This window comes from Shinella daejeonensis (assembly GCF_024281235.1).
In the GTDB taxonomy this organism is placed as follows: Bacteria; Pseudomonadota; Alphaproteobacteria; order Rhizobiales; family Rhizobiaceae; genus Shinella; species Shinella daejeonensis.
Genome location: NZ_JAHWXY010000013.1, coordinates 1 through 25,773, shown reverse-complemented (window position 1 = coordinate 25,773; position 25,773 = coordinate 1). Strand labels below are relative to the sequence as shown.

Annotated in this window: 28 protein-coding genes; 20 read left to right on the top strand and 8 right to left on the bottom strand. The window is 65.5% G+C overall.

Features of this window, described 5'->3' with window-relative positions:
- Positions 1 to 22: 22 nt before the first annotated feature.
- From gshB to rsmI, 4 genes are all read right to left on the bottom strand, one after another.
- Positions 23 to 967, bottom strand: coding sequence for a glutathione synthase (gene gshB / locus KYK29_RS20140; RefSeq protein WP_254692693.1), 945 nt, complete (start codon positions 965 to 967; stop codon positions 23 to 25).
- Positions 968 to 1,068: 101 nt separating this feature from the next.
- Positions 1,069 to 1,575 (bottom strand): cupin domain-containing protein, encoded by a 507-nt coding sequence (locus KYK29_RS20135; protein WP_254692692.1) that lies wholly within the window; start codon positions 1,573 to 1,575, stop codon positions 1,069 to 1,071.
- Positions 1,576 to 1,666: 91 nt separating this feature from the next.
- On the bottom strand, positions 1,667 to 2,035 hold the full coding sequence (locus tag KYK29_RS20130) for a YraN family protein (protein ID WP_254692691.1): 369 nt from the start codon (positions 2,033 to 2,035) through the stop codon (positions 1,667 to 1,669).
- Positions 2,028 to 2,951, bottom strand: coding sequence for a 16S rRNA (cytidine(1402)-2'-O)-methyltransferase (gene rsmI / locus KYK29_RS20125; RefSeq protein ID WP_254692690.1), 924 nt, complete (start codon positions 2,949 to 2,951; stop codon positions 2,028 to 2,030). Before rsmI ends, KYK29_RS20130 begins: the two co-directional genes overlap by 8 nt.
- Positions 2,952 to 3,189: 238 nt before the next feature.
- On the opposite strand from rsmI, the gene dnaN reads away from it, so the two are divergent.
- The 7 genes from dnaN (at position 3,190) to KYK29_RS20090 (ending at position 8,262) form a co-directional block, all read left to right on the top strand.
- Positions 3,190 to 4,308 (top strand): DNA polymerase III subunit beta, encoded by a 1,119-nt coding sequence (gene dnaN, locus KYK29_RS20120; RefSeq protein ID WP_254692689.1) that lies wholly within the window; start codon positions 3,190 to 3,192, stop codon positions 4,306 to 4,308.
- 259 nt (positions 4,309 to 4,567) lie between these two features.
- Positions 4,568 to 5,170: a phospholipid N-methyltransferase PmtA gene (pmtA, locus tag KYK29_RS20115; protein ID WP_254692688.1), complete on the top strand. Its 603-nt coding sequence runs from the start codon at positions 4,568 to 4,570 to the stop codon at positions 5,168 to 5,170.
- Between the two features lie 12 nt (positions 5,171 to 5,182).
- Entirely contained in the window at positions 5,183 to 5,764 is a 582-nt protein-coding gene (locus tag KYK29_RS20110) for a histidine phosphatase family protein (RefSeq protein WP_254692687.1), read from the top strand.
- A gap of 1 nt (position 5,765) precedes the next feature.
- Positions 5,766 to 6,467: an orotidine-5'-phosphate decarboxylase gene (gene pyrF / locus KYK29_RS20105; protein ID WP_254692686.1), complete on the top strand. Its 702-nt coding sequence runs from the start codon at positions 5,766 to 5,768 to the stop codon at positions 6,465 to 6,467.
- A gap of 25 nt (positions 6,468 to 6,492) precedes the next feature.
- A complete protein-coding gene (locus tag KYK29_RS20100) occupies positions 6,493 to 6,780 on the top strand; it encodes a DUF1330 domain-containing protein (protein WP_254692685.1) in 288 nt (95 codons plus the stop codon).
- 115 nt (positions 6,781 to 6,895) lie between these two features.
- A complete protein-coding gene (locus KYK29_RS20095; RefSeq protein ID WP_254692684.1) occupies positions 6,896 to 7,876 on the top strand; it encodes a complex I NDUFA9 subunit family protein in 981 nt (326 codons plus the stop codon).
- 236 nt (positions 7,877 to 8,112) lie between these two features.
- The gene (locus tag KYK29_RS20090) at positions 8,113 to 8,262 is read left to right on the top strand and encodes a hypothetical protein (RefSeq protein WP_254692683.1); all 150 of its coding nucleotides are present in this window, start codon (positions 8,113 to 8,115) and stop codon (positions 8,260 to 8,262) included.
- A gap of 83 nt (positions 8,263 to 8,345) precedes the next feature.
- Here the strand turns inward: KYK29_RS20090 and KYK29_RS20085 are convergent, their stop codons facing one another.
- Positions 8,346 to 9,152 (bottom strand): undecaprenyl-diphosphate phosphatase, encoded by an 807-nt coding sequence (locus KYK29_RS20085; RefSeq protein WP_254692682.1) that lies wholly within the window; start codon positions 9,150 to 9,152, stop codon positions 8,346 to 8,348.
- Positions 9,153 to 9,337: 185 nt separating this feature from the next.
- Between KYK29_RS20085 and KYK29_RS20080 the strand changes: the two genes are divergently transcribed.
- From KYK29_RS20080 to KYK29_RS20020, 13 genes are all read left to right on the top strand, one after another.
- Positions 9,338 to 10,030 carry a glutathione S-transferase family protein gene (locus KYK29_RS20080; protein ID WP_254692681.1) on the top strand — a complete coding sequence of 231 codons (693 nt, stop codon included), beginning with the start codon at positions 9,338 to 9,340 and terminating at the stop codon, positions 10,028 to 10,030.
- Between the two features lie 9 nt (positions 10,031 to 10,039).
- Entirely contained in the window at positions 10,040 to 11,188 is a 1,149-nt protein-coding gene (gene queG / locus KYK29_RS20075) for a tRNA epoxyqueuosine(34) reductase QueG (protein WP_254692680.1), read from the top strand.
- The gene (locus KYK29_RS20070; RefSeq protein WP_254692679.1) at positions 11,185 to 12,060 is read left to right on the top strand and encodes an SDR family oxidoreductase; all 876 of its coding nucleotides are present in this window, start codon (positions 11,185 to 11,187) and stop codon (positions 12,058 to 12,060) included. The genes queG and KYK29_RS20070 overlap by 4 nt, the downstream gene beginning before the upstream one ends.
- Positions 12,061 to 12,420: 360 nt before the next feature.
- Positions 12,421 to 12,783, top strand: a complete 363-nt coding sequence (locus KYK29_RS20065; protein ID WP_254692678.1) for a septal ring lytic transglycosylase RlpA family protein — start codon at positions 12,421 to 12,423, stop codon at positions 12,781 to 12,783.
- A gap of 75 nt (positions 12,784 to 12,858) precedes the next feature.
- On the top strand, positions 12,859 to 14,148 hold the full coding sequence (locus KYK29_RS20060; protein WP_254692677.1) for an RsmB/NOP family class I SAM-dependent RNA methyltransferase: 1,290 nt from the start codon (positions 12,859 to 12,861) through the stop codon (positions 14,146 to 14,148).
- Positions 14,149 to 14,344: 196 nt separating this feature from the next.
- Positions 14,345 to 15,625 carry an imelysin family protein gene (locus tag KYK29_RS20055; protein ID WP_254692676.1) on the top strand — a complete coding sequence of 427 codons (1,281 nt, stop codon included), beginning with the start codon at positions 14,345 to 14,347 and terminating at the stop codon, positions 15,623 to 15,625.
- A 47-nt stretch (positions 15,626 to 15,672) separates the two neighbouring features.
- Positions 15,673 to 17,208, top strand: coding sequence for a di-heme oxidoreductase family protein (locus tag KYK29_RS20050; protein WP_254692675.1), 1,536 nt, complete (start codon positions 15,673 to 15,675; stop codon positions 17,206 to 17,208).
- Entirely contained in the window at positions 17,208 to 18,335 is a 1,128-nt protein-coding gene (locus KYK29_RS20045; RefSeq protein WP_254692674.1) for an imelysin family protein, read from the top strand. Before KYK29_RS20050 ends, KYK29_RS20045 begins: the two co-directional genes overlap by 1 nt.
- Positions 18,335 to 19,483, top strand: a complete 1,149-nt coding sequence (locus KYK29_RS20040; RefSeq protein WP_254692673.1) for a DUF1513 domain-containing protein — start codon at positions 18,335 to 18,337, stop codon at positions 19,481 to 19,483. The genes KYK29_RS20045 and KYK29_RS20040 overlap by 1 nt, the downstream gene beginning before the upstream one ends.
- Positions 19,484 to 19,618: 135 nt before the next feature.
- Complete coding sequence (locus KYK29_RS20035; protein WP_254692672.1) at positions 19,619 to 20,068, top strand: PaaI family thioesterase; 450 nt, start codon at positions 19,619 to 19,621, stop codon at positions 20,066 to 20,068.
- The gene (locus tag KYK29_RS20030; protein ID WP_254692671.1) at positions 20,065 to 20,709 is read left to right on the top strand and encodes a 5'-methylthioadenosine/S-adenosylhomocysteine nucleosidase; all 645 of its coding nucleotides are present in this window, start codon (positions 20,065 to 20,067) and stop codon (positions 20,707 to 20,709) included. The genes KYK29_RS20035 and KYK29_RS20030 overlap by 4 nt, the downstream gene beginning before the upstream one ends.
- A 54-nt stretch (positions 20,710 to 20,763) precedes the next feature.
- Entirely contained in the window at positions 20,764 to 22,326 is a 1,563-nt protein-coding gene (gene guaA / locus KYK29_RS20025) for a glutamine-hydrolyzing GMP synthase (RefSeq protein WP_254692670.1), read from the top strand.
- 319 nt (positions 22,327 to 22,645) lie between these two features.
- Positions 22,646 to 23,902: a tyrosine-type recombinase/integrase gene (locus KYK29_RS20020; RefSeq protein WP_254692669.1), complete on the top strand. Its 1,257-nt coding sequence runs from the start codon at positions 22,646 to 22,648 to the stop codon at positions 23,900 to 23,902.
- On the opposite strand, the gene KYK29_RS20015 is transcribed toward KYK29_RS20020, so the two are convergent.
- The 3 genes from KYK29_RS20015 to KYK29_RS20005 form a co-directional block, all read right to left on the bottom strand.
- Entirely contained in the window at positions 23,892 to 24,164 is a 273-nt protein-coding gene (locus tag KYK29_RS20015; RefSeq protein ID WP_100652463.1) for a helix-turn-helix transcriptional regulator, read from the bottom strand. The genes KYK29_RS20020 and KYK29_RS20015 overlap by 11 nt on opposite strands.
- Positions 24,165 to 24,308: 144 nt before the next feature.
- Positions 24,309 to 24,530 (bottom strand): DUF2274 domain-containing protein, encoded by a 222-nt coding sequence (locus KYK29_RS20010; RefSeq protein ID WP_254692668.1) that lies wholly within the window; start codon positions 24,528 to 24,530, stop codon positions 24,309 to 24,311.
- A gap of 2 nt (positions 24,531 to 24,532) precedes the next feature.
- Complete coding sequence (locus tag KYK29_RS20005) at positions 24,533 to 25,669, bottom strand: TraB/TrbI/VirB10 family type IV secretion system protein (RefSeq protein WP_208632925.1); 1,137 nt, start codon at positions 25,667 to 25,669, stop codon at positions 24,533 to 24,535.
- Positions 25,670 to 25,773 lie beyond the last annotated feature (104 nt).

Below are 25,773 nucleotides of genomic sequence, written 5' to 3'. Positions count from 1 at the left end.
GGGGGGCCGGAGGGGAGCGCCGTCAGCGCTTGCGTTCGATCGCGTCCCAGAGGAGGGCGGCGATGTCGGCGCCGCCGAAATTGCGGACCTCGCGGAGGCCCGTCGGCGAGGTCACATTGATCTCCGTCATATAATCGCCGATGACGTCGATACCGACGAGCAGGAAGCCGCGCTCGCGCAGCGCCGGGCCGATGCGGGCGCAGATCTCCTTTTCGCGCGCCGTCAGTTCCGCCGCCTCCGCGCGGCCGCCGGCATGCATGTTGGAGCGGCTGTCATGTTCCGCCGGCACGCGGTTGATCGCACCGGCCGGCTCGCCGTCGATCAGCAGAATGCGCTTGTCGCCCTTGCGCACGTCGGGCAGATATTGCTGGGCGATGAAGGGCTCGCGGAACATCTGGCCGAACATTTCGAGAAGCGAGGAGAGGTTGCGGTCGTCGCGCGTGGAATGAAAGACCCCGGCCCCGCCGTTGCCGTAGAGCGGCTTGAGGATGATGTCGCCCATCTCGTCGCGGAAACGGCGGATTTCCACCGGATCGCGGGTGATCAGCGTCGCGGGCATCAGATCTGCGAATTCGGTGACGAAGATCTTCTCCGGCGAATTGCGCACCCAGGCCGGATCGTTGACGACGAGCGTTTTCGGGTGGATGCGCTCCAGAAGATGCGTCGAGGTGATATAGGCCATGTCGAAGGGCGGATCCTGCCGCAGCAGCACGACGTCCATGGTCGAAAGATCGACGCGTTCCGGCGGGCCGAGCGTGACGTGATCGCCCCTGACGTCGCGCAGTTCCATCGGCTCGACGGTGGCATAGACCTTGCCGTCGCGAAGGCTCAGGCGGTCGGGCGTATAATGAAACAGGCGATAGCCGCGGGCCTGCGCCTCGAGGCTCATGGCGAAGGTCGAATCGCCGGCGATATTGATGGTCGAGACGTGGTCCATCTGGACCGCGACATTCGTGATCTTTGCCATGAAGTGTCCCCTCAGGATTGCCCGACACATTTAGGGTGCCGCCGGCGCGAAGGCAACGGGCGTCGCGCTTACGCGCACCCGAGGGAAGCGGTGGCGGCCGATCAGGCGGCCAGACCGCCACCGGCAAGCTTGCGGCGCACCTTGTCGCCCATCTTCAGAGCGAGCGTGACGGGCGCCGGAATCTGGCGCCGGCAGAAAGCGATCTTGCGGACATAGCTGTCCACGCGCCACACGGCCCAGGTTCCGGCCGGGAAATAGGCAAGGTCGCCCGCCGAAAGCGTGCGCTGGCCGCCGTCCTCGGAGGTGACATGCACTTCCCCCTCGACGATCGCCACCGTCTCGTCCCAGTCGAAATACCAGCGGAAGGCCCCGGCCGTGCAATCCCAGACCGCCGTCATCGCCTGATCATCGGCGGCGCTCGAATGAGACGACGCGCGCGCCCTTGGGGCGCCCTCCAGAATCCAGGCCGGATTGATCGGCGCGGCTTCCAGTTCGAGATCGTCGACCGCTGCGGCGACGAGAGGTTTCGACGCCTTCGTTGGAGCCTGCGGCGGCCGCGAGCGGGCGGCGATCGCCACCATGCCCGCCAGCATCAGTTTCAAAACCATGTCATCCCCCGGGATCGTTGTTCCGCTCCAAAATAGCGGCGAAGCGTAACGGCCCGGTTCAGAGGAAAGCTCGAATTTTAACGGATCCGCCTCAGAAGGCGTTCTCGACATGCGTCGGCAGCCGCCAGGGCGTGACCGCCACGATATCACAGCGCAGCGACAGGCGGGTCGCATCCGGCTGGCGCGAAAGCCACAGGTCGCTTGCCGCGCGGATCCGGCGCTGCGCTTCAGCAGTCACGGCGAAAAGAGCGCTCTCCACGTCGCCGCGCGCCTTCACCTCGACGCAGACGACGAGATCGCCACGACGCGCGACGATATCGATTTCCCCGAGGCTGGTGCGATACCGCAGAGCGCTGATCCGATACCCCTTGGCGACAAGATAGAGTGCTGCGGCATATTCCGAGACGCGCCCCCGGCGAAAGGCCCTGAGCCGCCGCGGATCCGCCGGGCCGTCACGCATCGCCGGCCTTCCGCTCGACCAGCCGCCGGTAGAGGTCCCTGCGCGGCAGTCCCGTCCGCCGCGCCGCCTCGGTCGCCGCCTTGCCGGCCGGCATGTCGCGCGAAAGCGTCGCCAGCAGACGCTCGACATCGGCGTCGTCGGGGGCGGGCGCCTCGCCCGGAGGCCCGACCACGAAGACGATCTCGCCCTTCACCCCATGGCCATCGCCATAGAAGGCCGAAAGCTCGGCAAGCGTGCCGCGACGGAATTCCTCGAAGGTCTTCGTGAGTTCGCGGCAGACGCAGGCGGGCCGCTCCGCACCCAGGACGTCGGCGGCGGCGGCGACGGTAGCCGCGATGCGATGGGGTGATTCGAAGAACACGAGCGTGGCGGGAATGGCGGACAGCGCGGCGAGGCGATCGCGCCGCGCCTTGTCTTTCGAGGGCAGGAAACCGGCGAAGAGAAAGGCGTCATTGGGAAGCCCCGCGCCGACAAGCGCCGCCAGCGGCGCGGAGGCGCCGGGGATCGGCACGACCCGGTGGCCGGCCTCGATCGCCGCCAGCGCCAGGCGATAGCCCGGATCGGACACGAGCGGCGTGCCCGCGTCCGACACCAGCGCCACGGATTTTCCGGCATCGAGCGCGGCAAGCAGGCGGGGACCAGCCTCGCCCGCATTGTGCTCGTGATAGGCGAACGGCCGGTTGGCGATGCCGTAACGGTCGAGAAGGACGCGGGTGACGCGCGTATCCTCGCAGGCCAGCACATCCGCACCGGCAAGCGTCTCCAGCGCCCGCAGCGTAATGTCGGCAAGATTGCCGATCGGCGTGGCGACCAGATAGAGCGCGCTTTCGAGCGGCCGGGCGGGTATGACCGCATCGTGCAGCCGGTAGCTGCGGCCGCCGGCTGCATCCCTGTCTCCGGTCTGGCTGAGCCGCATCCGTCCCTCGATCCCTTCCAGGCGCGCTGCCGCCCTTGCCGCCCTTGCCGCCCTTATGGGCGAGGGCGAAGGTCCCCGCAAGGGCTTCCGGCAAAGGACAGTGCAAGACCTGCCCTTGGGTCTTGCATTTACAGCGGGATTTCTGCCATTTTGCCCGTCCACATCTGTCCGGCGGCTGCCGGAAGCCAAGGCAATGGCGCGCCACCCGGCGCGCAAGCAGTCGAAAGCGGAACATTCCATGCGCATTACCCTCGAGCGGTCCAACCTCCTGAAATCGCTGAACCACGTCCATCGCGTGGTCGAGCGGCGCAACACGATCCCGATCCTCTCGAACGTGCTGCTGCGCTGCGAAGGCGCAAGCCTCGAGATGAAGGCCACCGACCTCGATCTCGAAATCACCGAAGCGACGCCGGCCCAGGTCGAAGAGGCCGGTGCGACGACCGTTCCCGCACATCTCCTCTACGACATCGTGCGCAAGCTTCCCGACGGTTCCGAGGTGCTGCTGGCCACCAATGCCGACGGCTCAAGCATGACGGTGGCCTCCGGCCGCTCGAAATTCTCGCTGCAATGCCTGCCGCAATCCGATTTCCCCGACCTGACGGCCGGCAGCTTCACCCATACGTTCCGCCTCAAGGCGACCGATCTGAAAATGCTGATCGACCGCACGCAGTTCGCGATCTCGACGGAAGAGACCCGCTACTATCTGAACGGCATCTTCATCCATACCATCGAGGACAAGGGCGCGCTGAAGCTGCGCGCCGTGGCCACCGACGGCCACCGCCTCGCCCGCGCCGATGTGGAAGCGCCGTCGGGATCGGAAGGCATGCCGGGCATCATCATTCCACGCAAGACGGTCGGCGAGTTGCAGAAGCTGGTCGACAATCCGGACATGGTGGTCACCGTCGAGGTATCGGACGCCAAGATCCGCTTCACCATCGGCACCATCGTCATGACCTCCAAGCTGATCGACGGCACGTTCCCAGACTATCAGCGGGTGATCCCGACCGGCAACGACAAGGAACTGCGGATCGACTGCCAATCCTTCGCGCAGGCGGTCGACCGTGTCTCCACCATCTCTTCCGAACGCGGCCGCGCGGTGAAGCTTGCGCTTTCCGATGGCCAGCTGACGCTCACCGTCAACAATCCGGATTCCGGCAGCGCGACGGAAGAGCTGCCCGTCGGCTACGACAACGACCCGCTGGAAATCGGCTTCAACGCGAAATACCTGCTCGATATCACGGCGCAGCTCGCCGGAGCCGAAGCGGTGTTCCTGCTTGCCGATCCCGGTTCGCCGACGCTGGTGCGCGACCTGGCCGGCGACGACGCCCTCTACGTTCTGATGCCGATGCGCGTGTGAACGGCCCGGTCTCTTTTTCTGGCCGCATTTCCGGACGCAAAACCGTTTCACACTTTTGCTGGAAATGCTTTAGCGCGATCTTTCCGGAACCCGCCGGCCCCCGGCGGGTTTCCTGTTTCAGGCCGTCCGGTTCCTTGAGAAAAACGGCGCAATCAGGCTTGTTTTTGACGTAATCCACAACACATATGGGGTCAGCGACCAGTCGAATCGTGAGCACTCCTTCTCGGCGGCCGCCATTATCGCCAGACAGGGAGGTCACATGACGTTGCGCGTGAAGGTGAAGGAACGGCTCGGCCGCAAATTCGACGAGGAAATCCGCTTCTTCAAGGGGTGGATGAACAATACGAAGGCGGTCGGCGCGATCATCCCGACATCCTCGGTGACGGCGCGGCGCATGGCGAGTGTGGTGACGCCCCGCTCAAGCCTGCCGGTGCTCGAACTCGGCCCCGGAACGGGGGTCATCACCAAGGCGATCCTGGCGACCGGCCTTGAACCGGACAAGCTCGTCTCCATCGAATATTCGACGGATTTCTACAATCATCTCGTCGAACGCTTCCCGAAGGTGAATTTCATCAACGGCGACGCCTTCGACCTCGACCGGTCGCTGGGCGAGATGGCCGGAGCGACGTTCGACAGCATCATCTCCGCCGTGCCGCTCCTCAATTTCCCCATGCACCGCCGGGTGGCGCTGATCGAGGACCTGCTGTCGCGGGTTCCGGCCGGCCGGCCCGTGGTGCAGATCTCCTATGGCCCGATGTCGCCCGTCGTCGCCATGCCCGAACGCTATCGCGTCAGCCATCTCGACTTCGTCGTGCGCAACATTCCCCCGGCGCAACTGTGGACCTATACCCGCACCCATTGATAGGGTGCGGCGATGTTCGCCGTCTATATCAGTCATCCGCAGGTCGAGATCGATCCGGCCGTGCCCGTTCCCGAATGGGGCCTTTCCGCGCTCGGGCGCGAAAGAGCCCGCAGCGCCGCGGCCGCACCCTGGATCGCCGCACTTTCCCGCATCGTCGCGAGCACCGAGCGCAAGGCGGTCGAGACGGCGAAAATCCTTGCCGGCGACCGGCTGGCCGTCGAGACGGATCCCGCCATGGGCGAGAACGACCGTTCGGCCACCGGCTATCTTCCGCCCGACGCCTTCGAGGCGGCGGCGGACGCCTTCTTCGCCGAACCGGAAAAGAGTTTCTCCGGCTGGGAGCGGGCGGTCGACGCGCAGGCGCGGATCGTCGCGGCGATCGACGGCGCCCTTGCCGGGCACGATCCGGCGCGACCGATCGCCTTCGTCGGTCACGGCGGCGTCGGAACGCTGCTGAAATGCCACCTCGCCGGCGCGCCCATCCACCGGCAGCGCGACCAGCCGCCCGGCGGCGGCAATCTTTTCGCATTCCGTCTTGCAGACCGCACGATCACATGCGACTGGACGGCAATGGAAGCTTGGAAAGGGTTTTGACATGTCCTCCGCGCGCGACCGCCTGATCGTCGGCCTCGACGTTCCCACCATCGACGCGGCCGAACGGACGGTCGCGACACTCGGCGACGACGTGCTTTTCTACAAGATCGGCTATCAGCTCGTCTTCGCCGGCGGACTGGAGTTCGCCCGCGACCTTGCAGCCGACGGCAAGAGGATCTTCCTCGACATGAAGCTGCTCGACATCGACAATACGGTCGCCAAGGGCGTCGAGAACATCGTGAAGATGGGCATGTCCATGCTGACGCTGCATGCCTATCCCAAGGCGATGGCCGCGGCGGTGGAAGCCGCAAGGGGTTCGGATCTCTGCCTGCTCGGCGTCACCGTCCTCACCTCCATGGATGCGCGGGACGTCGCCGACGCCGGCTACCGGGACGATCCGGGAACACTGGTGCTGGAGCGTGCCGGTCAGGCCCGGGCCGCCGGGATGGGCGGTATCGTCTGCTCGGCCGAGGAAGCGGCGGCCGTGCGCGCCATCGTCGGTCCGGGAATGGCGGTCGTCACACCGGGGATCCGCCCCGCGGGGGCCGAACGCGGTGACCAGAAGCGGGTGATGACGCCGGGCGACGCGCTTGCCGCCGGCGCCAGCCATCTCGTCGTCGCCCGCCCCATCGTCACGGCCGAGGATCCGCTTGCCGCCGCGCGATCCATCCTCGCCGAGATGGACGGCGTCCTGAAGACCTGACCGAAGCCAAGGAGGAGGAACCATCATGCCCAGGGGCTACTGGATCGCACGCGTGGATATCCGCGACGCGGAGCGCTACAAGAACTATGTCGCCGCCGCCCGGCCGGCGTTCGAGAAATACGGCGCGACCTTCCTTGCGCGCGGCGGACCTTTCGAGGCGCTGGAAGGCAAGGCTCGCGCCCGCAACGTGGTGATCGAGTTCCCCTCGCTACAGGCCGCCGTCGACTGTTACAATTCGCCCGAATACCAGATTGCCGCCGCCATCCGCCAGGAGGTGGCGGAGGCCGAAATGGTGGTGGTGGAAGGCGTATGATCCGCTTGCCGCCAAGCGTCGGGCGCGGCGTTTGGCGACACGCGACGCGCTTCACCTCCTGCGCGCTTTGGTCTATGTAGACCCTATCGACAGAACGCTTTTTCAGGAGCCCCTCATGACCTTGTCCAACCTTCCGCCGCTTGTCACCGTTTTCGGCGGCTCCGGCTTCGTCGGGCGTCATGTGGTGCGGGCGCTGGCGCGTCGCGGCTATCGCATCCGCGTGGCCGTCCGCCGGCCCGATCTCGCCGGCTTCCTCCAGCCGATCGGCGGCGTCGGCCAGATCTCCTTCGTGCAGGCGAACCTGCGCTACCGCCAGTCGGTCGACCGCGCGGCGGCCGGTTCCGACCATGTCGTCAACTGCGTCGGCATCCTCGCCGAATCGGGACGCAACACGTTCGACGCCTTGCAGGACTTCGGCGCGCGCGCCGTCGCGGAGGCCGCCCGTTCGGCCGGCGCGACGCTCACCCATGTCTCCGCGATCGGCGCGAACCCGAATTCCCCGTCCGCCTACGCCAGCAGCAAGGGCCGTGGTGAAACGGCGGTCCTCAAGGCCATGCCGGACGCGGTGATCTTCCGGCCTTCCGTCGTCTTCGGACCGGAAGACGATTTCTTCAACAAATTCGCCGCCATGGCGCGCATGGCCCCTGCCCTGCCGCTGATCGGCGGCGGCCACACGAAGTTCCAGCCCGTCTATGTCGCGGATGTGGCCGAGGCGATCGCCCGCTCGGTCGACGGCGTCATCGCGCACGGCCGCGTCTATGAACTCGGCGGCCCCGAGGTCCTCACCTTCCGCCAGTGTCTCGAAACGATGCTGCGCATCGTCGGCCGCGAGCGGCCGCTGGTGACCCTGCCGTTTACCATCGCCTCGCTGATCGGCAGCATCGCCTCGCTGATCCCCTTCGTGAAGCCGCCGATCACCGCCGATCAGGTGACGCTGCTGCGCTCGGACAATATCGTCTCCGAAGCCGCGAGCGCCGAAGGCCGGACGCTGGAGGGCCTCGGAATCCAGCCTGCGCTGATCGAGGCCATCGTGCCGAGCTATCTCGTGCGCTACCGCCGTCAGGGCCAGTTCACACGCCTCGACAAAACGGCCTGAGAGACGCGCCATCCCCGGAACGGCCAGGGCGCGGGCTTCCGCCCGTCCGCCCGCCATCCTGCCTTGCGGCAAGCTGTTGCACTTATGCAGCGCCGGGAAAAGCTATGCCGCGTTTACGTCCGATTCAGCATGAACGGTTATTGCTTGTCGCCAGGCCAGCGAATAAAGACCGCTCCGCCGCAACGACCGCAAAGGGTCAGCGGCGCATTTTCAGCATTTGAGAGGCTTCTGCGGCAATGGGCAAGGCAATTGCAATCTTCTTCGGGTTCTCGGCTCTGGTGATCCTCGCCGGTTCCTTCGTCGCGCCCGGCACCGTTTCCGCCAGCCGCCAGGGCTGCTCGTCGGCCTATGGCGTCGACCCCTGCACGACCGCCTCGGTCAAGTAAGCCGCAGCGCCGGGCAGGCGGGCCGGTGAATACCGCCGCCCTGCCCCGCCATGCGAACAATACCGGCGCAAGGCCGTCCGGCGTCAGCCGAACAGCCAGAGGCCGACAAGCCCCAGCGCGCCCACCACGATCCGCCATACGGCGAAAAGCGCAAAGCCCCTGCGCGATACGTAATCGAGCAGCGAGCGCACCACGAACAGTCCCGCGACGAAGGCGGCGATGAAGCCGACGCCGATCAGCAGGATATCGTCGGCGGCAAGCGCGTCGCGATTCTTGTAGAGATCGAGGGTGAAGGCCCCGAGCATCGTCGGCATGGCGAGGAAGAAGGAAAACTCCGCCGCCGAGCGCTTGTCCGTGCCCATCAGCAGCGCCCCGGCGATGGTCGCGCCCGAGCGCGAGGTTCCGGGGATCATCGCGAGGCACTGGCAAAGGCCGATCTTGAAGGCGAGCGACGGCGGATAGCGCATCGCGTCCGTATAGCGCGGGCGCAGCGGCAGCCGGTCGATGACATAGAGGATCACCCCGCCGACGATCAGCACGACGCAGATCAGCACCGGGGTCTCGAAGAGCACGCTCTTGATGAAGCCATGCGCCAGCGCGCCGATGACGGCGGCCGGAAGGAAGGCGATGAGCACGCTGAGCACGAAGCGGCGCGCCTCGGGGCTTGTCGGCATCGCCACGGCGACCTGCATCAGCTTCGCCGCATAAACGGAGAGAATAGCCAGGATCGCGCCGAGTTGTATCAACACGGCAAAGGTATTTCCCGGCGAATTGAAGCCGAGGAAATGGCCGGCGAGCAGGATATGGGCCGTGGAGGACACGGGGATGAACTCGGTCAGCCCCTCGATGAGACCGAGGATGAGAGCGCTGACGATGGACTGGTCGGCCATGAGGGTTCCTTGAGGCAATGGTCGGAAAGCGGAAAAGGCGGTGCGCCGTGCCGGATGCGCGATTCGCTTGTGTTTGTAGCATCAAATTTCTATAGCTTCCTCATATCGGCCGCGGTCAAATCGCTTGTATCCGCATGCGGCCGGCTGTCCGCTCCCATCCGCCAGACCAGTAAAGCAGCGCGTTCATGCCCACACTCTATCATCAGCCCCTGTCGCCGGCTTCCCGCTTCGTCCGCCTGATCCTCACGGAATACGGCTTTCAGACCGCTCTTGCCGAAGAGCAGCCCTGGGAGAACCGGCGTGATTTTCTTGCGCTCAATCCCGCCGGGACGCTTCCGGTCTATGTCGATGACAGCATGCGGGCGCTTTGCGGCGCGACGATCATCTCCGAATATCTCGACGAAACGCACGGCGTGCTGAAGCGTGAGCGCCGGCTTCTGGCGGAAGACCCGTTCCAGCGCGCGGAAATCCGCCGGCTCTGCGAGTGGTTCCTGCAAAAGCTCGAACAGGACGTCACCCGGCCGCTGGTGCGCGAGCGGATCTTCAAGTTGCAGATGACGGCCGAACAGGGTGGCGGCCCGCCCGACAGCAAGATCCTGCGCAACTCCCGCGCCAATATCCGCCAGCACATGAAATATCTCTCCTGGCTCGCCGCCTCGCGCACCTATCTGGCCGGCGACCGGCTAAGCTATGCCGACCTTGCCGCCGCCGCCGCCGTCTCGGTGCTCGACTACATGGGCGAGATCAACTGGACGGAGGCGCCCCAGGCCAAGGAATGGTATCAGCGGCTGAAATCGCGCCCCTCCTTCCGGCCGCTCCTGGCCGAGCGGGTGCGCGGCGTGACACCCGTCTCCCATTACGCCGACCTGGATTTCTGAGGCAGGCCGGTGTCGGGGAACGAAAGGCTCCGTCGCCGCCTGACCGATTTCGTCAAGGCGGAAGCGGCCGACAAGGGTTTCGACCTCTGTCGCATCGCCAGACCCGACGCCATACCGCAAGCCCCCGCACGGCTTGCGGAATTCATCACCGCCGGCCATCACGGCTCCATGGCCTGGATGGAAGAGACGCAAGCCCGCCGCGCCGACCCGCGCGTATTGTGGAGCGAGGTCCGCTCCATCGTCCTGTTCGGCATGAACTACGGGCCGGACCACGATCCGCGCGCCGTGCTCGCGCAGACCGACCGCGCCGCCATTTCCGTCTACGCGCAGAACCGCGACTATCACGATCTCATCAAGGGACGGCTGAAGGAGGTCGCCACGCGCTTCGCCGCGCGCGGCGGCGCCGACGTCAAGGTCTTCGTCGACACCGCGCCGGTGATGGAAAAGCCGCTCGCCGCCGCCGCCGGACTCGGCTGGCAGGGCAAGCATACCAATCTCGTCAGCCGCGAATATGGCTCCTGGCTATTCCTCGGCAGCCTCTTCACGACGGCCGAGCTCATTTTCGACGAGGCCGAACGCGATCATTGCGGCTCCTGCCGCGCCTGTCTCGACGCCTGTCCGACGGCGGCCTTTCCCGCGCTCTATCAACTCGACGCACGACGCTGCATCTCCTATCTGACGATCGAGCACAAAGGCCCGATCGACCGGGAACTGCGACCGCTGATCGGCAACCGGATCTATGGCTGCGACGATTGTCTGGCCGCCTGTCCCTGGAACAAGTTCGCCGCTACCGCATCGGAAATGAAGCTGGCCGCGCGCGAGGACCTGAAGGCGCCCCAGATCGCCGACCTGCTGACACTCGACGATCCCGGCTTCCGCACGTTCTTTTCCGGCTCGCCGGTCAAGCGCATCGGCCGCAACCGTTTTGTGCGCAACCTGCTGATCGCCGCCGGCAATTCCGGCGACCGCACCCTCATCGCCCCTTGCCGCGCCCTTGCCGACGACCCCGCTCCCGAGGTGCGCGCCATGGTCGCATGGGCGCTCTCGCGTCTCATGACGGCTGGCGAATTCCGGGATTTTGCGGCAGGAAGACAACCGGACGCGGATACGGACGTCCGCGCGGAATATGAAGCAGCCGGGGAGGCCGACCGACCATGAACCATCTCCTGATCCTTGGGGCCGGCTTTTCCGGCACGGCGATCGGCGCGGCCTTTCGCGCCGCCGGCTTTTCCGTGTCTGGCACCACGCGTGGCGAGGACAGGATGCCGACGCTCGCCGCCCTCGGCATCGAGCCGATCCTTTACGACGGTCACGATGTCTCGCCGGCGCTTGCCGACGCCATGGCGCGGGCGACCCATCTGGTGCAATCGATCGCCCCCGGAAAGGACGGCGACCCGCTCTTCCGACCGGGCGTGACGCCGCCACAAAGCCTCATGCCGCACCTTCGATGGGCAGGCTACCTGTCGACGGTCGGCGTCTATGGCGACCACAAGGGGGCCTGGGTCGACGAGGAAACGCCCCTGCATCCGGTCTCGACCCGCTCGCTTGAACGCGTGGAGGCGGAAGGCCGCTGGCTGGAATTCGGCCGCGCAGCCGGCCTGCCGGTCGGCGTGCTGCGTCTTGCCGGCATCTACGGCCCCGGCCGGAACGCCTTGCGCAATATCGAGCAGGGCACGGCGCGCCGCCTGATCAAGAAAGACCAGGTGTTCAATCGCATCCGCGTGGAGGACATCGCCGGCGCAACACTTCATCTGGCGGAGCACAACCTCGGCGGCATCTACAACATCACCGACGACGAGCCCGGTCCGCCGCAGGATGTGGTGGCCGAAGCCGCCCGGCTGATGGCGGTTCCCACACCGCCCGACATTCCCTTCGAGACGGCGGAACTTTCTCCCATGGCCAGGTCTTTCTATGGCGAGAACAAACGCGTCTCGAACCGGAAAATACGGGCGGCCGGCTACGAACTCCGCTTCCCCGACTATCGCCGCTCGCTGGCGGAACTGCACGCATCCGGCCGCTGGCGGGGATGAGCAGGCTGTCGGGACGGCCGGTTTTCTGCCGCTCGATACAACCCTGAGATTAACTGCCTTTATTTTGCCGTCTGAATTCGGGCGGAACAACGAAGAAAATTGAAAATTTTTTCCGAATTTTCATCATTTCCCGCACGCCTGTTTTGCATTACAGGGCCATCCAGATTAGCGACTGATTCGAAAGCGGTTTTTCGAATCCCCGGCGGCGCGCATGAAGTCCATCGCAAGCAATGGACTGTATATCCCGGCACCCGTTGACGGTGATTGTGACGGGTTGAGGCACGGTTTCGCCACTTTTGCTTCATCATAGAGCAACCTTTCACGACGGACGTCACAACTCCCCGGAAGGCCAGACACTTCATGACGCGTAGATTCTCGAAGTTTGCTTTTGCTTCTCTCCTTGCCCTTTCAGGCTCCTTCATTTCCTTTTCCGAAGCCCAGGCGGCGGGTTGCGGCGGCGCGTCCTGGTATGCGCTGACCTCGCGCACGGCCTCCGGCGAGCGCATGAACCCGAACCTCATGACCGCCGCCCATCGCAGCCTGCGCTTCGGAACGAAGGTCAAGGTCACCAACGCCAACAACGGACGCAGCGTGGTGGTGCGCATCAACGATCGCGGACCCTTTATCCGCGGCCGGATTCTCGACCTTTCCAAAGCCGCCGCCTCGCAGATCGGCATGATCCGCTCCGGCCACGCCAAAATCTGTTACCAGATCATCGGCTGACGGCCGGACATTGCCCACCGCCGGCTTGCCCTCGGCGCGCTTGCCCGCTACCACGGCGCAAAACGGAGTTTACGGATGCGCTTGGGCGGCAGGCTTACGGGAGCCATCGAGGTTCTGGCGGATATGGAAACGCGGCGACGACCGGTCGCCGACGCCTTGAGGGACTGGGGCCTGTCCCATCGCTTCGCCGGTTCGGGCGACCGCGCGGCCATCGGCAACATCGTCTATGACGCCCTGCGCATGCGGCTTTCCCATGGCTGGCTGATGGATGACGATACGCCCCATGCCCTCGCCCACGCGGTGCTCCTGCGGCAATGGGGCATGACGCCGGAGGCGATCGCCGCCGCGTTCCAGGACGACCGTTTCGCCCCCGCTCCGCTTTCTCCCGCAGCTCTTGCCGCCTTTGGCGGCCGGACGCTCGAAGATGCCGCGCCGCATGTGCAGGGCGACATCCCGGAATGGGTTCGTCCTTCTTTCGAGGCCGGGTTCAGCGATAGCTGGCTCGACGAGGCGAAAGGGCTGACGGCGCGGCCCTCACTGGACCTGCGCGTCAACCGGCTGAAAGCGACGCCAGGGACAGTCCTGGAGGCGCTCGCAGACCACGGCGCGCTTGCTTGCGCCATCGCCCCCGACGGCCTCCGTATTCCCGCCGGCGAAGGCTCCGCGCGGCTTCCCAATGTGACGGCCGATCCCGCTTTCGAAAAGGGCTGGTTCGAGGTTCAGGACGAAGGCTCGCAGATCGTCGCCGATCTCGTGTTCGCCCGCGAGGGCGAGCAGGTGCTCGACTTCTGCGCCGGCGGCGGCGGCAAGACGCTGGCCATGGCCGCAGCCATGCACAACAAGGGGCAGATCCACGCCTATGACACGGATCGCAAGCGGCTCCTGCCCATCGTCGAACGGCTGCGGCGGGCGGGCACCCGCAATGTCCAGGTGCATATGGACAGGGCGACGCTTGCGCCGCTTGCCGGGACCTTCGACCGGGTGCTGGTCGACGCGCCGTGCACCGGCACCGGCACCTGGCGGCGCCGGCCCGACACCAAATGGCGGCTGACGGAAAAGAATCTGGAGGAGCGAACCGCCCAGCAACGGGCGGTGCTCACCGATGCCGCGCGCTTCCTGCGGCCCGGCGGTGTCCTTTTCTACGTCACCTGCTCCGTCCTGCCGGAGGAAAACGACGGTCAGATCGCCGGTTTCCGTGCTGCAAATCCGGATTTCGAGATCCTTCCCGCCGCGTCCCTGTGGCATGACCGGTTCGGCGTCGACGCGCCGCAGCCCCGGTCTTTGGACGGAAAGACGGCGACGCTGACGCCCGTCTCGACCGGCACGGACGGTTTCTTCTTCTGCGCCATGCAACGCACGCGCTAATTCCTGAAAGACGAGGGATTAAACTTCAAATCGTTCTAAACTATACTCTTTGACACCAGTTTTCATTTGGTTCATGACAGAAGGGCCTGACAGGAATTCGAGCCTGGCGTCCAGCCGGGTTTTCCGGGTTACGCCCTGCGCCGCGGGACGGGCCGTCCGGGCCGGGGCAATACAGAACAGGACATCAGGAGCTGCCATGACCATTTCCCTCCTTCGCCCGGTCGTCTTCGCGCTTGCCGCCGCGACGTCGACCCTTGCTGTCGCAACCGCCCATGCCGCCGCCGATCCGGCGGCGATCGTCAAGCATTATGCCGAGATCGCGCATGCCAAATATTCCGACTCGCTTGACGCAGCCAAGGCGCTGGATGCGGCCATAGACGCCTTCATCGCCAAGCCGGACGACGAGACGCTGAAGGCTGCGCGCGAGGCCTGGCTCAAGGCGCGCGTGCCCTATCAGCAGACCGAGGCCTACCGTTTCGGCAATCCGATCGTCGACGAATGGGAAGGCAAGGTGAACGCCTGGCCGCTCGATGAGGGCCTGATCGACTATGTCGACGCCAGCTACGGCACGGAAAGCGATGAAAACGCGCTGTTCCTGGCCAATGTCGTCGCCAATGCGAAGCTGGAAATCGGCGGCGAGACCATCGACGCCACGACGATCACGCCTGAACTTCTCGCCGACACGCTCCATGAGGCCGGCGATGTCGAGGCCAATGTCGCCACCGGCTATCACGCCATCGAATTCCTGCTTTGGGGCCAGGACCTGAACGGCACCGGCCCCGGCGCGGGCGATCGCCCGGCGACGGACTACGACACGGCCAATTGCACCCACGACCATTGCGACCGCCGCGCCGCCTATCTGAAGGCGGCATCGTCGCTGCTCGTCACCGATCTGGCGGAAATGGTCGAGGCCTGGGCACCGGAGGGGGACGCCGCAAAGAACGTGACGGACGATCCGAAGGCCGGCATCGCCGCCATGCTGACGGGCATGGGCTCGCTGTCCTACGGTGAACTTGCCGGCGAACGGATGAAGCTCGGCCTCCTGCTGCACGATCCGGAAGAAGAGCACGATTGCTTCTCCGACAATACGCACAATTCGCATTATTACGACGTGGTCGGCATCCAGACCGTCTATAGTGGCGAATATGTCCGGCCCGACGGCTCGACGCTTTCCGGCCCCTCGCTTTCCGAACTGGTGGCGGAAAAGGACGCCGCGCTGGACACGGAAATGAAAACCAAGCTCGACGCCAGCCATGAGGCCTTTGCCGCGCTCGTCAAGCGCGCCGAGGGCGGCGAGGCCTACGACCAGATGATCGGCGAGGGCAACGAGGACGGCAACAAGGTGGTCCAGACCGCCATCGACAGCCTGATCGACCAGACGAAGACCATCGAACGGGTCATCACGGCGCTCGACATCGGCCAGGTCGACCTCGAAGGCTCCGACAGCCTCGACAATCCCGGCGCGATCTTCCAGTAATGAGAAGGCGGGCCGCGCCGGGGAACCGGCGCGGCCCGATCCCGCCTATGACCGAACGTCCCGTCTGTCGCCTGCCTGCGGCTTTCGCCGCGCTTGTCGCGGCGGCGGCGTTTATCTGTTGCGGGGCAGCCTTTTCCGCCGAAAGCAGCCGCGACGATCTTTCGGCCGGGGATCGCAAACGCGTGATCGCCGTTACGCGGCCGGCAACGGATTTTTCCGCTGCGGAACGCTACGAGCCGATGCCCGGCGGCGCGGCCACCTCGTCGCGGCCCGTCAGCGCCGACAGTTTTTCCCATGCCTCGGCCAATCTTCCCTTCGAGACGCAAGAACGCTTCCATCTGGGCAATGCGCTGTTCCAGAAGCTCTGGGTCTCGTCTCCCTCCTCCACGCAGGCGTCCGACGGACTGGGGCCGCTCTACAACGCGCGCGCCTGCCAGTCCTGCCATATACGCGACGGACGTGGCCGTCCGCCGGAAAGCCGGACCGACGCCACATCGATGTTCCTGCGTCTGGCGCGGCCGGCCGCCAACGACGACGAGGCCGCAGCCCTTGCGGACTTCCGGGAGATGAGCCTGCCCGATCCCGTCTACGGCCGGCAGCTTCAGGATCTCGCCGTGCCCGGCCTCACGTCCGAGGGCCGCATGCGGATCGTCTACCGGGAGGAGACCGTGACGCTTTCCGGCGGCGAGATCGTCAGGCTTCGCCATCCCTCCTATTCCGCCGTCGCTCTTGCCTATGGCGATCTCGGTTCGTCGACGACGCTGTCGCCGCGCATCGCCTCGCCGATGATCGGTCTCGGCCTGATCGAGGCGATCCATGAGGCGGATATCCACGCGCTCGCCGATCCGCAGGATACCGACGGCGACGGCATCAGCGGCAAGGCGGCCCTGACGCGCGATCCCGCAACCGGGCGGCTGGTGCTGGGCCGTTTCGGATGGAAGGCGCAGAATGCCACGATCCGCCAGCAGAGCGCCGACGCCTTCGCCCATGACCTCGGCCTGTCGACGCCCGATCTGCCGCTGCATCACGGCGACTGCACCATGGCGCAGGCCGATTGCCTGACCCGTGCGACGGGCGTGCAGCCGCGTCTCGGCGACACCGAGGCCCCCGCCCCGGTGCTCGATCTCGTCGCCTTCTACGCCGCTCATCTCGCCGTGCCGGCCCGCCGCGATGTCGACGCCGCAACGACGCTTGCCGGCAAGCGCGTCTTCTACGAGACGGGCTGCCCCGCCTGCCATCACCCGAAATTCGTGACACGGCGCGACGCCGCCGACGAGACGCTCGCCTTCCAGCTCATCTGGCCCTATTCGGACTTCCTGCTGCACGACATGGGCGACGGGCTTGCCGACGGTCAGGCCGTCGGCACCGCGACGGGGCGGGAATGGCGCACGCCGCCGCTGTGGGGCATAGGGCTGACCCCGGTCGTCAGCGGCCACAGCTTCTTCCTCCATGACGGGCGCGCCCGCAACCTGACGGAGGCCATCCTCTGGCATGGCGGCGAGGCGAGAAACGCCCGCGACCGCTTCGCCGCGCTGGAGAAATCGGAACGCGACGCCCTTCTGGCCTTTCTGGAGAGCCTGTGATGCTGCCACTATCCCCACCGTTCCCGCCTCTTTCCGCCCTGCTCGTCGCCGGCCTGTTGTGCCTCACCGCGCCGGCAGCGGTCGCGCAGGAAGGCAGCGCGCCCGTCCCGCCGCAACTGACCACCGACGACGTCGCCCCCATCATGACGCGCGCCGTCGATGCGGTCATCCGGCCCGGCTACCAGGCGTTCCGGCGATCCGCCGGCGCATTGGCCGAAAGAACCGCCGAATTCTGCGATACGCCCTCGACGGAAACACGCACCGCCGTCGATGCCGCGTTCCGGCAGGCCATCGCCGATTGGTCCCGCATCGAAATCGTCCGCACCGGCTCGGTTCTGGAGAAGAACCGCTTCGAGCGCGTGCTGTTTTATCCCGACCGCAAGGGCACCGGCCTGAAACAGGTCCAGGCCGTCCTGCAGCGCAACGACGAGGCCGACGCATCCCCGGCCGCCATGCCCGGAAAGAGCGTGGCGGTGCAGGGCCTCGGCGCGCTCGAATATGTGCTCTACGGCACCGGCGCCGACGCGCTGCTTGCGCAGCCGGGCAGTTTCCGCTGCCGCTACGGCGCGGCGGTCGCCGCCAATATAGAGGCAACGGCCGCGGAAATCGCCGCCGCCTGGGACGCGCCGGAACTGCGGCAGGCCTGGATCAGGCCCGGCCCGGACAATCCCGTCTTCCGCACCGGCAAGGAGGCCATGACCGAACTGCTCGGCATTCTCGTGCATGGGGCGGAGACGGTGCGCGACCAGCGCATCGAGACCTTCTATCGCAACGGCGAGACGCCGAGGCCGAAATCCGCCATCTACTGGCGGTCCGGCAACACCTGGGCATCGATCGACGCGAATATCGAAGGATTAAGGACGCTGTTCGACAAGGCCGGCATGGCGTCCTTCGTCGATCCAGGCTTCGCGTCCATCGCCGGCGATATCGATTTCGTGACGAAATCGCTGCGCCGCGTTCTTCCGACCCTCGATCCGGACATCGCCCGGGCGGTGAGCGATCCCGACCAGCGGCAGAAGATCGACTTCCTGCTCGTCAATTCACGCGACCTGATCACGCGCCTCGACGGCGAATATGGCGGCGCGATCGGGCTCAATGCCGGCTTTTCCTTCGCGGACGGCGACTGATGACGCGCGCGCCCGGAGCAAGCCCGCTCATCGACCGCCGCGCCTTCCTGCGGATGGCCGGAGCCGCCTGGGCGGCGACGCTCGGCGGGCCTTCCGCCTTTGCGCTTTCGCGCGCCGAGGCCGTCTATGCATCCGGTTTCATGGACCGCAGCGGCGCCTTCGGCATCGCCGTGCTTGCCGAGGACGGCACGGTGATCGACCGCACGCCGCTGCCGGCACGCAGCCACGGCATGGCCTTTTCTCCGGCGACCGGCCATCTCGTCGCCTTCGCCAGAAGGCCCGGCACCTTCGCGCTGGTCATCGACCGTTCCGGGAAAACCGCCTGCCTGACCCTTGCCGCGGCAGACGACCGGCACTTCTTCGGCCATGGCTGCTTTTCGCCGGACGGCCGGCTGCTCTATGCCAGCGAGAACGATTTCAACGCCAACCGCGGCGTGATCGGCCTTTACGACGCCGGAGACGGCTATCGCCGCGTCGGCGAATATCCGACCTACGGCATCGGGACGCACGACCTGTCGGTCAGCGACGACGGACGCCTGCTGATCGCGGCCAACGGCGGCATCGAGACCCATCCGGATTTCGGCCGCACCAAGCTCAATCTCGATCACATGGAGCCGTCGCTGGCGCTGATCGATGCGGCAAGCGGCGCGCTTGTCGAGCGCCACGGACTGCCGGGCCACCTTCGCCAGCTCTCCACCCGCCATGTCGATCTGGATGCGAAGGGCCGCATCTGGTTTGCCTGCCAGTACGAGGGAGCGCGCAACGACCTGCCGCCGCTGGTCGGCCATTTTTCACGGGGCGAGGACCTCCGCTTCATCGATCTGCCCGAGGAGACGACCGCCGCTCTTGCCAATTATGTCGGCGCCATCGCCGTCAACCGGCATCACCACCTCGTCGGCCTCACCTCCCCCAGGGGCGCAAGCTTCGTCGTGCTCGACGCGGCAAGCGGCCGCGTGCTGCGACAGGAGGGCATCACGGACGCCGCCGGCATCGCCGCCGCGCCGGGCGGCTTTGCCGTTTCCGCCTATGACGGCCGTTTCACGGTCTCCGCTCCCCCCGGAAGACCGCCGGCCGGCCGGCGCGAGGCGGTCGCCTGGGACCAGCATATCGCAAGGCTTGGAGCGGACAGCCGGCCGGATGCCGGGTAGCCCACCGTTTGCGGGACGCGCTTCACTCTTGGCTGCGTATAGAAATATCGCGCCCTTGCAGTGCGGCAACGCCCGTGCCACCTTCGCCGGCGTCTGACAAAAGGCCGGCGCGACCGGCAGATCCGGTATGCAGCCATGACCGAATTCCCCCCGCCGGATTTTTCCGGGCGCATCACGCGAAGCTTCGCCCGGCAGGCCGCCATGCGGCTCATCGGGGCCGAACTCACCCGTGTCGAACACGGCACGGTGGAAATCGAACTGCCCTTCGACGAGAAACTGACACAGCAGCACGGCATTCTCCATGCTGGCATCATCTCGGCCGCCCTGGATACGGCCTGCGGCTATGCCGCCTATTCGGTGATCGATGCCTGCGCCTCGATCCTCACCATCGAATTCAAGGTCAACCTCCTGTCGCAGGGACGCGGCGAGCGCTTCCTCTTCCGCGGCGAGGTGACGAAACCCGGCTCCACCATCATCGTCGCCGATGGCCGCGCCTATGCGGTCGGCGACGGGCCGGCCAAGCTGATCGCCTCGATGACCGGGACCATGATGGTCGTGCGCGACCGGGAAGGCATCGCCGGATGAAGGACGGGTTCAAGGCCGTGGGCACGCACCGCATTCTCTACGTGATGGCGGCGCCGGCCGAATACGGATCGCACCTGAAGAGGCGCTTCACACCGCTGATGACCGGCATCGGCCCCGTCGAGGCGGCGGTGCAGCTCACCCGCCTGCTCGCGGAACGCGCCGCCGCCGACAACCTTCCCGATCTTGTCGTATCGCTCGGTTCCGCCGGTTCGGCGAGGCTGGAGCACACGGCGGTCTATCAGGTCGCCGCCGTCTCCTATCGAGACATGGACGCTTCTGCCCTGGGTTTTGCCCGCGGCGCGACCCCCCTTCTCGATTTGCCCGTCGAGGTTCCCCTGCCGCTGCGCGTTCCCGGCCTTGCCGAGGCCCGGCTTTCCACCGGCGCCAATGTCGTCTCCGGTCCGGCCTATGCGGCGATCGGCGCGGATATGGTCGACATGGAGACCTTCGCGGTGCTGCGCGCCTGTCAGGTCCATGATATTCCGCTTATCGGCCTGCGCGGAATTTCCGACGGCAGGGCGGAGATCAGCCATGTCAACGACTGGACGGAATACCTGCATGTCATCGACGAGAAGCTGGCCGATGCGGTCGATCGGCTGGAGATGGCCGTGGCTGATGGCACGATCCCGTTGAAAGGCTGAGATTCCGGCACTTCCCCCGTTGCGTCGCACGGCGATTTTCATTAAAGGCTCGCCATGACCCAGACAGCCCATTCCGACAGCGTCCTCATCATCGATTTCGGCAGCCAGGTGACCCAGCTCATCGGCCGGCGCGTGCGCGAAGCAGGCGTCTATTGCGAGATCATCCCCTTCCAGTCGGCGGAAGAAGCCTTTCACCGCATGCGGCCGAAGGCGATCATCTTCTCCGGCGGCCCCGCCTCCGTGCTGGACAGGCAAAGCCCCCGCGCACCGCAGGTCGTCTTCGATTCGGGCCTGCCGATCCTCGCCATCTGCTACGGCCAGCAGACGCTCAGCCTCCAGCTTGGCGGCAAGGTCGAAGGCGGGCATGCCCGCGAATTCGGCCGCGCCGACGTCGAGATCCTGAAAGCCAGCCCGCTCTTTGACGGCGTCTGGGAGGTCGGCGGCAAATATCCGGTGTGGATGAGCCATGGCGACCGCGTCACCGTCGCCCCGGACGGCTTCGAGGTCGTCGGCACCTCGCCGAACGCGCCTTTCGCCATTTGCGTCAACGAGGCGAAGCGCTACTACACCACGATGTTCCATCCGGAAGTGGTGCACACGCCCGACGGAGCCCGGCTCATTTCCAATTTCGTGCGGAACATCACCGGCATCGCCGGCGACTGGTCGATGTCGGCCTATCGCGCCCGCGCCGTGGAGGCCATCCGCGAGCAGGTGGGCGACAAGCGCGTCATCTGCGCGCTTTCGGGCGGGGTCGACAGTTCCGTGGCCGCACTTCTCATCCACGAAGCCGTCGGCGAGCAGCTCACCTGCATCCTCGTCGACCACGGGCTGATGCGCAAGAACGAGGCGGCCGACGTCGTCGCCATGTTCCGCGAGCACTACAACCTGCATCTCATCCACGTCGACGCCGTCGACCGCTTCATCGGCGAGCTGGAAGGGGTCTCCGATCCCGAAACCAAGCGCAAGATCATCGGCCGGCTGTTCATCGAGGTGTTCGAGGAAGAGGCGAAGAAGCTCGGCGGCGCGGAATTTCTCGCCCAGGGCACGCTTTATCCCGACGTCATCGAAAGCGTTTCGTTTACCGGCGGCCCTTCGGTCACCATCAAGTCGCATCACAACGTGGGCGGCCTGCCCGAACGCATGAACATGCAGCTCGTGGAACCCCTGCGCGAGCTCTTCAAGGACGAGGTGCGCGTGCTCGGCCGCGAACTCGGCCTGCCGGACAGCTTCATCGGCCGCCATCCCTTCCCCGGACCGGGGCTCGCCATCCGCTGCCCGGGCGGCATTTCCCGCGACAAGCTCGAAATCCTGCGCGAAGCGGACGCCATCTATCTCGACGAGATTCGCAAGGCCGGCCTCTACGACAAGATCTGGCAGGCCTTCGCCGTGCTGCTGCCGGTGCAGACGGTCGGCGTGATGGGTGACGGACGCACCTACGAATTCGTCTGCGCGCTGCGCGCCGTCACTTCCGTCGACGGGATGACCGCCGATTTCTACCACTACGACATGAATTTCCTCGGCCGCGCCGCCACCCGCATCATCAACGAGGTCCGCGGCATCAACCGCGTCGTCTACGACGTCACTTCGAAACCACCGGGCACGATCGAGTGGGAATAATTCGGGCCTATCCGAACGCCGCCGATTACCGCCGATCCCCGCACACAAACAACTGAAATCATTATATAATTTTGTCACCATCTATCGCGGTCTATTGTCGTGTAAGCCTCGCAAATGACGGTATAGGTGACGGTATGGCGAAACTTGTCACATTCGGAAATCACATATACCGTCAGGGGCAAGAGAGCTTCTGACGGTATATTTTTTGACCTTATTCCATTGAGAATAAAGGTGAATTTACCGATCAGGAAGGCTGATTTTGGCCTGACGGTATAATTGGCTGCTCTCTGACGTTTTTGGACGGTCTTGGAGGGTCAAAATGCTGACTGACGCGGGCATCAAAGCTCTGAAACCAAAGGATAAATTGTATAAGGTCGCTGACCGTGACGGTATGTATGTCGCGGTCAATCCCTCGGGGGCGGTCGTGTTCCGGTATGACTACCGCCTCAATGGGCGGCGGGAAACGTTGACGCTGGGTCGATACGGTGCAGCCGGCCTATCTCTGGCGCGGGCGCGCGAGCAGTTGATCGATGCGCAGCGGGCTATCGCGGAAGGGCGGTCGCCCGCGCGCGAGAAGCAACGTGAGAAGCGCCGTATCAAGGAGGCAAAGAGCTTCGGCGAGTTCGGCGAACGCTGGTTGCAGGAGGCGCGGATGGCGGACAGCACCCGTGCGATGCGTCGCTCGATCTATGAGCGGGACATTCTGCCGACCTTTCGGAACCGGCTGCTGACGGAAATCAGCTCCGACGATCTGCGCGCGATGTGTGCAAAGGTGAAGGGGCGTGGAGCACCGGCCACCGCCGTTCACGTCCGCGACATTGTGAAGCTCGTTTATGCCTTCGCAATCCTGCACGGGGAAAAGGTGGCAAATCCGGCCGATGAGGTCGGGCCTGCATCTATCGCAACCTTTGTTCCCAAAGACCGCTCACTATCGCCTGCTGAAATCCGGGTCATGTTGGGCCAGCTTGAGCATGTGCCAACGCTGCCGACAATCCGGCTCGGAATGAAGCTGTTCCTGCTCACCATGGTCAGAAAGAGCGAGTTGCAGGACGCGACTTGGGATGAGGTCGATTTCGAGAACGCAGTCTGGTCGATCCCGAAGGAGCGGATGAAGCGATCCAAAGCGCACAACGTCTATCTCGCGCAGCAAGCAATCGACATTCTCATTGCGCTCAAGACCTGCGCCGGCAATTCCAAATATCTGCTGCCATCGCGCTACGATGCGGATGCTCCCATGTCGAGGGCGACCTTCAACCGTATAACCACCGCTGTCGTGGCGCGGGCGAAGAAGGAGGGCTTGCCGCTCGAACCTTTCACTGTTCACGATCTGCGCCGAACAGGCTCTACGCTCCTGAACGAGCTGGGCTTCAATAGTGACTGGATCGAAAAGTGTTTGGCACATGAGGATGGCCGCTCGTCCCGTGGCATCTACAACAAGGCGGAATACGAGCACCAGCGCCGCCATATGATGCAGGAATGGGCGAACCTTGTGGACGCTTGGGTGGCGGGCCAGAAATACGCGCCGACGCTGTATCCGCCGTCAATGGACCTGTTGGTGCCTGAACCTAGCGTTTGACGGGCCGGAATTTCCTGAGCTTCACATCGGGCGACGGCGCGCGCCTGATAGCTTTCTCTCTGGAAGCTTGGCGACGTTCTTCAAGCCAAGCCTCCACTTCGGCGAGGTCCCAAACCACACACCGGGCCGTCAAATAGAACCGCTGGGGAAATTCGCCCCGTTGCTCCATGTCGTAGATTGTCGTGTCGGCAAGGGGAACGAGTTCCCGAAGCTGATGCCTGCGAATCGTCCGTTTACCCAGCGCGTATGTCGGATCACTCATATTCATAACCTCGCTTGCCATGTTCGACGGGATTCCGGGCAACTGGAGGTCCCCGAAACTATGCGAACCATGGAGTGAGGTCGCCGGCCTGTAGCGTGCCGCATTTGCGCCTATGCGCTGGCGGCACCCCTGCCGGGATGGGATTCAGTTGGCGGCTCGCCGTGCCTTGGCGAAGCCGCGATCCGTGGCGATGAACCGCTCCAGCATGGGCACGATGAGCCTGACGGGATCGGCGACGGGCTGGCCGCTCTGGCGGGCCAGCACCTCGGCATAGGCGGCCAGATCGCGGTGGAGCGGCGCGGGCAGCTCCATGGTGATCTTCACGGGCTTGTCGTCGGGCAGCGGGCCGAGTTTCAGCTTGGTCATGGTCAACCTCCTGCCGGCTCGAATACAAGGTCGCGGGTAACGATGATCCTGACCGGGAAGCCCGGCCGGATGGTCAGCGTGGGCGCGACCTGCAACTGACGCTGGACGATCTGCTGGCCCGCCTGATTGACGGTATCCTGCGCCCCGTCTCGGATAGCCCGGATAAGCCGGTCCTCGTCGCTGGTGGCAAGTTCGGTTCCGACCGCGAGCAGCGTGGACAGCCCTGCGGCCTTCATCAGATCCCACCAATGATAATCGACGCCATCCTCAAGCCCGGCGTAGCCGCTGGCGTCCGCACCCGGCAGGCGCTCAAGGACGATGGAACGGCCGCCCGGCAGGATCAGGCGATTCCACACCAGCAGGACGCGGCGCTGGCCGAAGGTCACGCCGTCATCATACTGGCCGATGATGCGCGTTCCCTGCGGGATCAGGAGCAGGCTGCCGGTGGGGCTGTCATAGACATTCTCCGTCACCTGCGCGGTGATCTGGCCCGGCAGGTCCGAGCGGATGCCGGTGATGAGCGCGGCCGGGATCACGGCTCCGGCTTGCAATATCCAGGGCGAGGCCGGTGGCGTCACCCGATCCGCCGCGACCGTCTGCCGGTCCACGGGTCCATTGAGGAAAGCCGTGTGCCGATCCTGCGTCGCGGGCTGTCCGCCGAGGCCGAGACTGGCAAGGCTGGGGATGGCCGTCCCTGCCGGCGCTCCCGTGCGCGGGCCGGATTGGAAGAACACATTGCTCAAGCGCGCGGCTTCTTCCTCGGCGCGGCGGCGTTCTTCCTCTGGATCGACGGCGGGCGTCGCCATGACGGGCGGCACGACTGGTTGTCCCCGGTTCTGCGCGTCGAGGATCGGGCGGCCGAGGTCGCCCGGCAATGCCGGCCCGAGGACCGGCCCGCTATAGTCGCTCGGCAGGCCCGCCAGCCCATCGGCAGTTTGCCGGTTGTTGGTCGAATAGAGTTCTTCGCCTCCCGGCCCTGCGTCGCGGGTCTGGAGTGCGTAGATCAGCGCGCCGCCGATGCCGAGCAAGGCGACAGCGCCGACGCCTGCCAGCATCTTGCGCGATAGGCGCGTGACACGGGGCGTTTCGGCGCGCAGCCGCATGGGCGCGGCGGTATCGGTGATGGTGTTGTCTGTCATGACGGGGAGTCTCCGGTCGCGTTGGCGGGCCGCGCGGCGGCGGCCTGCGTCGGGTTGATGCGAACGATCCTGACGACCTGCTGGCGGTTGCCGCTGCCAAGGCG

What these genes read in the sequence shown, in the direction of transcription:
- KYK29_RS20130 (WP_254692691.1), bottom strand. Translation starts at nt 2,035, where the DNA reads ATGCGTGACGGCCCGGCGGATCCGCGGCGGCTCAGGGCCTTTCGCCGG.
- gshB (WP_254692693.1), bottom strand. Translation starts at nt 967, where the DNA reads ATGGCAAAGATCACGAATGTCGCGGTCCAGATGGACCACGTCTCGACC.
- KYK29_RS20050 (WP_254692675.1), top strand. Translation starts at nt 15,673, where the DNA reads ATGACCGAACGTCCCGTCTGTCGCCTGCCTGCGGCTTTCGCCGCGCTT.
- pmtA (WP_254692688.1), top strand. Translation starts at nt 4,568, where the DNA reads ATGACGTTGCGCGTGAAGGTGAAGGAACGGCTCGGCCGCAAATTCGAC.
- KYK29_RS20055 (WP_254692676.1), top strand. Translation starts at nt 14,345, where the DNA reads ATGACCATTTCCCTCCTTCGCCCGGTCGTCTTCGCGCTTGCCGCCGCG.
- KYK29_RS20020 (WP_254692669.1), top strand. Translation starts at nt 22,646, where the DNA reads ATGCTGACTGACGCGGGCATCAAAGCTCTGAAACCAAAGGATAAATTG.
- KYK29_RS20005 (WP_208632925.1), bottom strand. Translation starts at nt 25,669, where the DNA reads ATGACAGACAACACCATCACCGATACCGCCGCGCCCATGCGGCTGCGC.
- KYK29_RS20110 (WP_254692687.1), top strand. Translation starts at nt 5,183, where the DNA reads ATGTTCGCCGTCTATATCAGTCATCCGCAGGTCGAGATCGATCCGGCC.
- KYK29_RS20070 (WP_254692679.1), top strand. Translation starts at nt 11,185, where the DNA reads ATGAACCATCTCCTGATCCTTGGGGCCGGCTTTTCCGGCACGGCGATC.
- KYK29_RS20040 (WP_254692673.1), top strand. Translation starts at nt 18,335, where the DNA reads ATGACGCGCGCGCCCGGAGCAAGCCCGCTCATCGACCGCCGCGCCTTC.
- KYK29_RS20015 (WP_100652463.1), bottom strand. Translation starts at nt 24,164, where the DNA reads ATGAGTGATCCGACATACGCGCTGGGTAAACGGACGATTCGCAGGCAT.
- KYK29_RS20095 (WP_254692684.1), top strand. Translation starts at nt 6,896, where the DNA reads ATGACCTTGTCCAACCTTCCGCCGCTTGTCACCGTTTTCGGCGGCTCC.
- KYK29_RS20065 (WP_254692678.1), top strand. Translation starts at nt 12,421, where the DNA reads ATGACGCGTAGATTCTCGAAGTTTGCTTTTGCTTCTCTCCTTGCCCTT.
- KYK29_RS20035 (WP_254692672.1), top strand. Translation starts at nt 19,619, where the DNA reads ATGACCGAATTCCCCCCGCCGGATTTTTCCGGGCGCATCACGCGAAGC.
- KYK29_RS20010 (WP_254692668.1), bottom strand. Translation starts at nt 24,530, where the DNA reads ATGACCAAGCTGAAACTCGGCCCGCTGCCCGACGACAAGCCCGTGAAG.
- rsmI (WP_254692690.1), bottom strand. Translation starts at nt 2,951, where the DNA reads ATGCGGCTCAGCCAGACCGGAGACAGGGATGCAGCCGGCGGCCGCAGC.
- KYK29_RS20030 (WP_254692671.1), top strand. Translation starts at nt 20,065, where the DNA reads ATGAAGGACGGGTTCAAGGCCGTGGGCACGCACCGCATTCTCTACGTG.
- KYK29_RS20060 (WP_254692677.1), top strand. Translation starts at nt 12,859, where the DNA reads ATGCGCTTGGGCGGCAGGCTTACGGGAGCCATCGAGGTTCTGGCGGAT.
- KYK29_RS20080 (WP_254692681.1), top strand. Translation starts at nt 9,338, where the DNA reads ATGCCCACACTCTATCATCAGCCCCTGTCGCCGGCTTCCCGCTTCGTC.
- guaA (WP_254692670.1), top strand. Translation starts at nt 20,764, where the DNA reads ATGACCCAGACAGCCCATTCCGACAGCGTCCTCATCATCGATTTCGGC.
- KYK29_RS20085 (WP_254692682.1), bottom strand. Translation starts at nt 9,152, where the DNA reads ATGGCCGACCAGTCCATCGTCAGCGCTCTCATCCTCGGTCTCATCGAG.
- KYK29_RS20045 (WP_254692674.1), top strand. Translation starts at nt 17,208, where the DNA reads ATGCTGCCACTATCCCCACCGTTCCCGCCTCTTTCCGCCCTGCTCGTC.
- KYK29_RS20135 (WP_254692692.1), bottom strand. Translation starts at nt 1,575, where the DNA reads ATGGTTTTGAAACTGATGCTGGCGGGCATGGTGGCGATCGCCGCCCGC.
- pyrF (WP_254692686.1), top strand. Translation starts at nt 5,766, where the DNA reads ATGTCCTCCGCGCGCGACCGCCTGATCGTCGGCCTCGACGTTCCCACC.
- KYK29_RS20100 (WP_254692685.1), top strand. Translation starts at nt 6,493, where the DNA reads ATGCCCAGGGGCTACTGGATCGCACGCGTGGATATCCGCGACGCGGAG.
- KYK29_RS20090 (WP_254692683.1), top strand. Translation starts at nt 8,113, where the DNA reads ATGGGCAAGGCAATTGCAATCTTCTTCGGGTTCTCGGCTCTGGTGATC.
- dnaN (WP_254692689.1), top strand. Translation starts at nt 3,190, where the DNA reads ATGCGCATTACCCTCGAGCGGTCCAACCTCCTGAAATCGCTGAACCAC.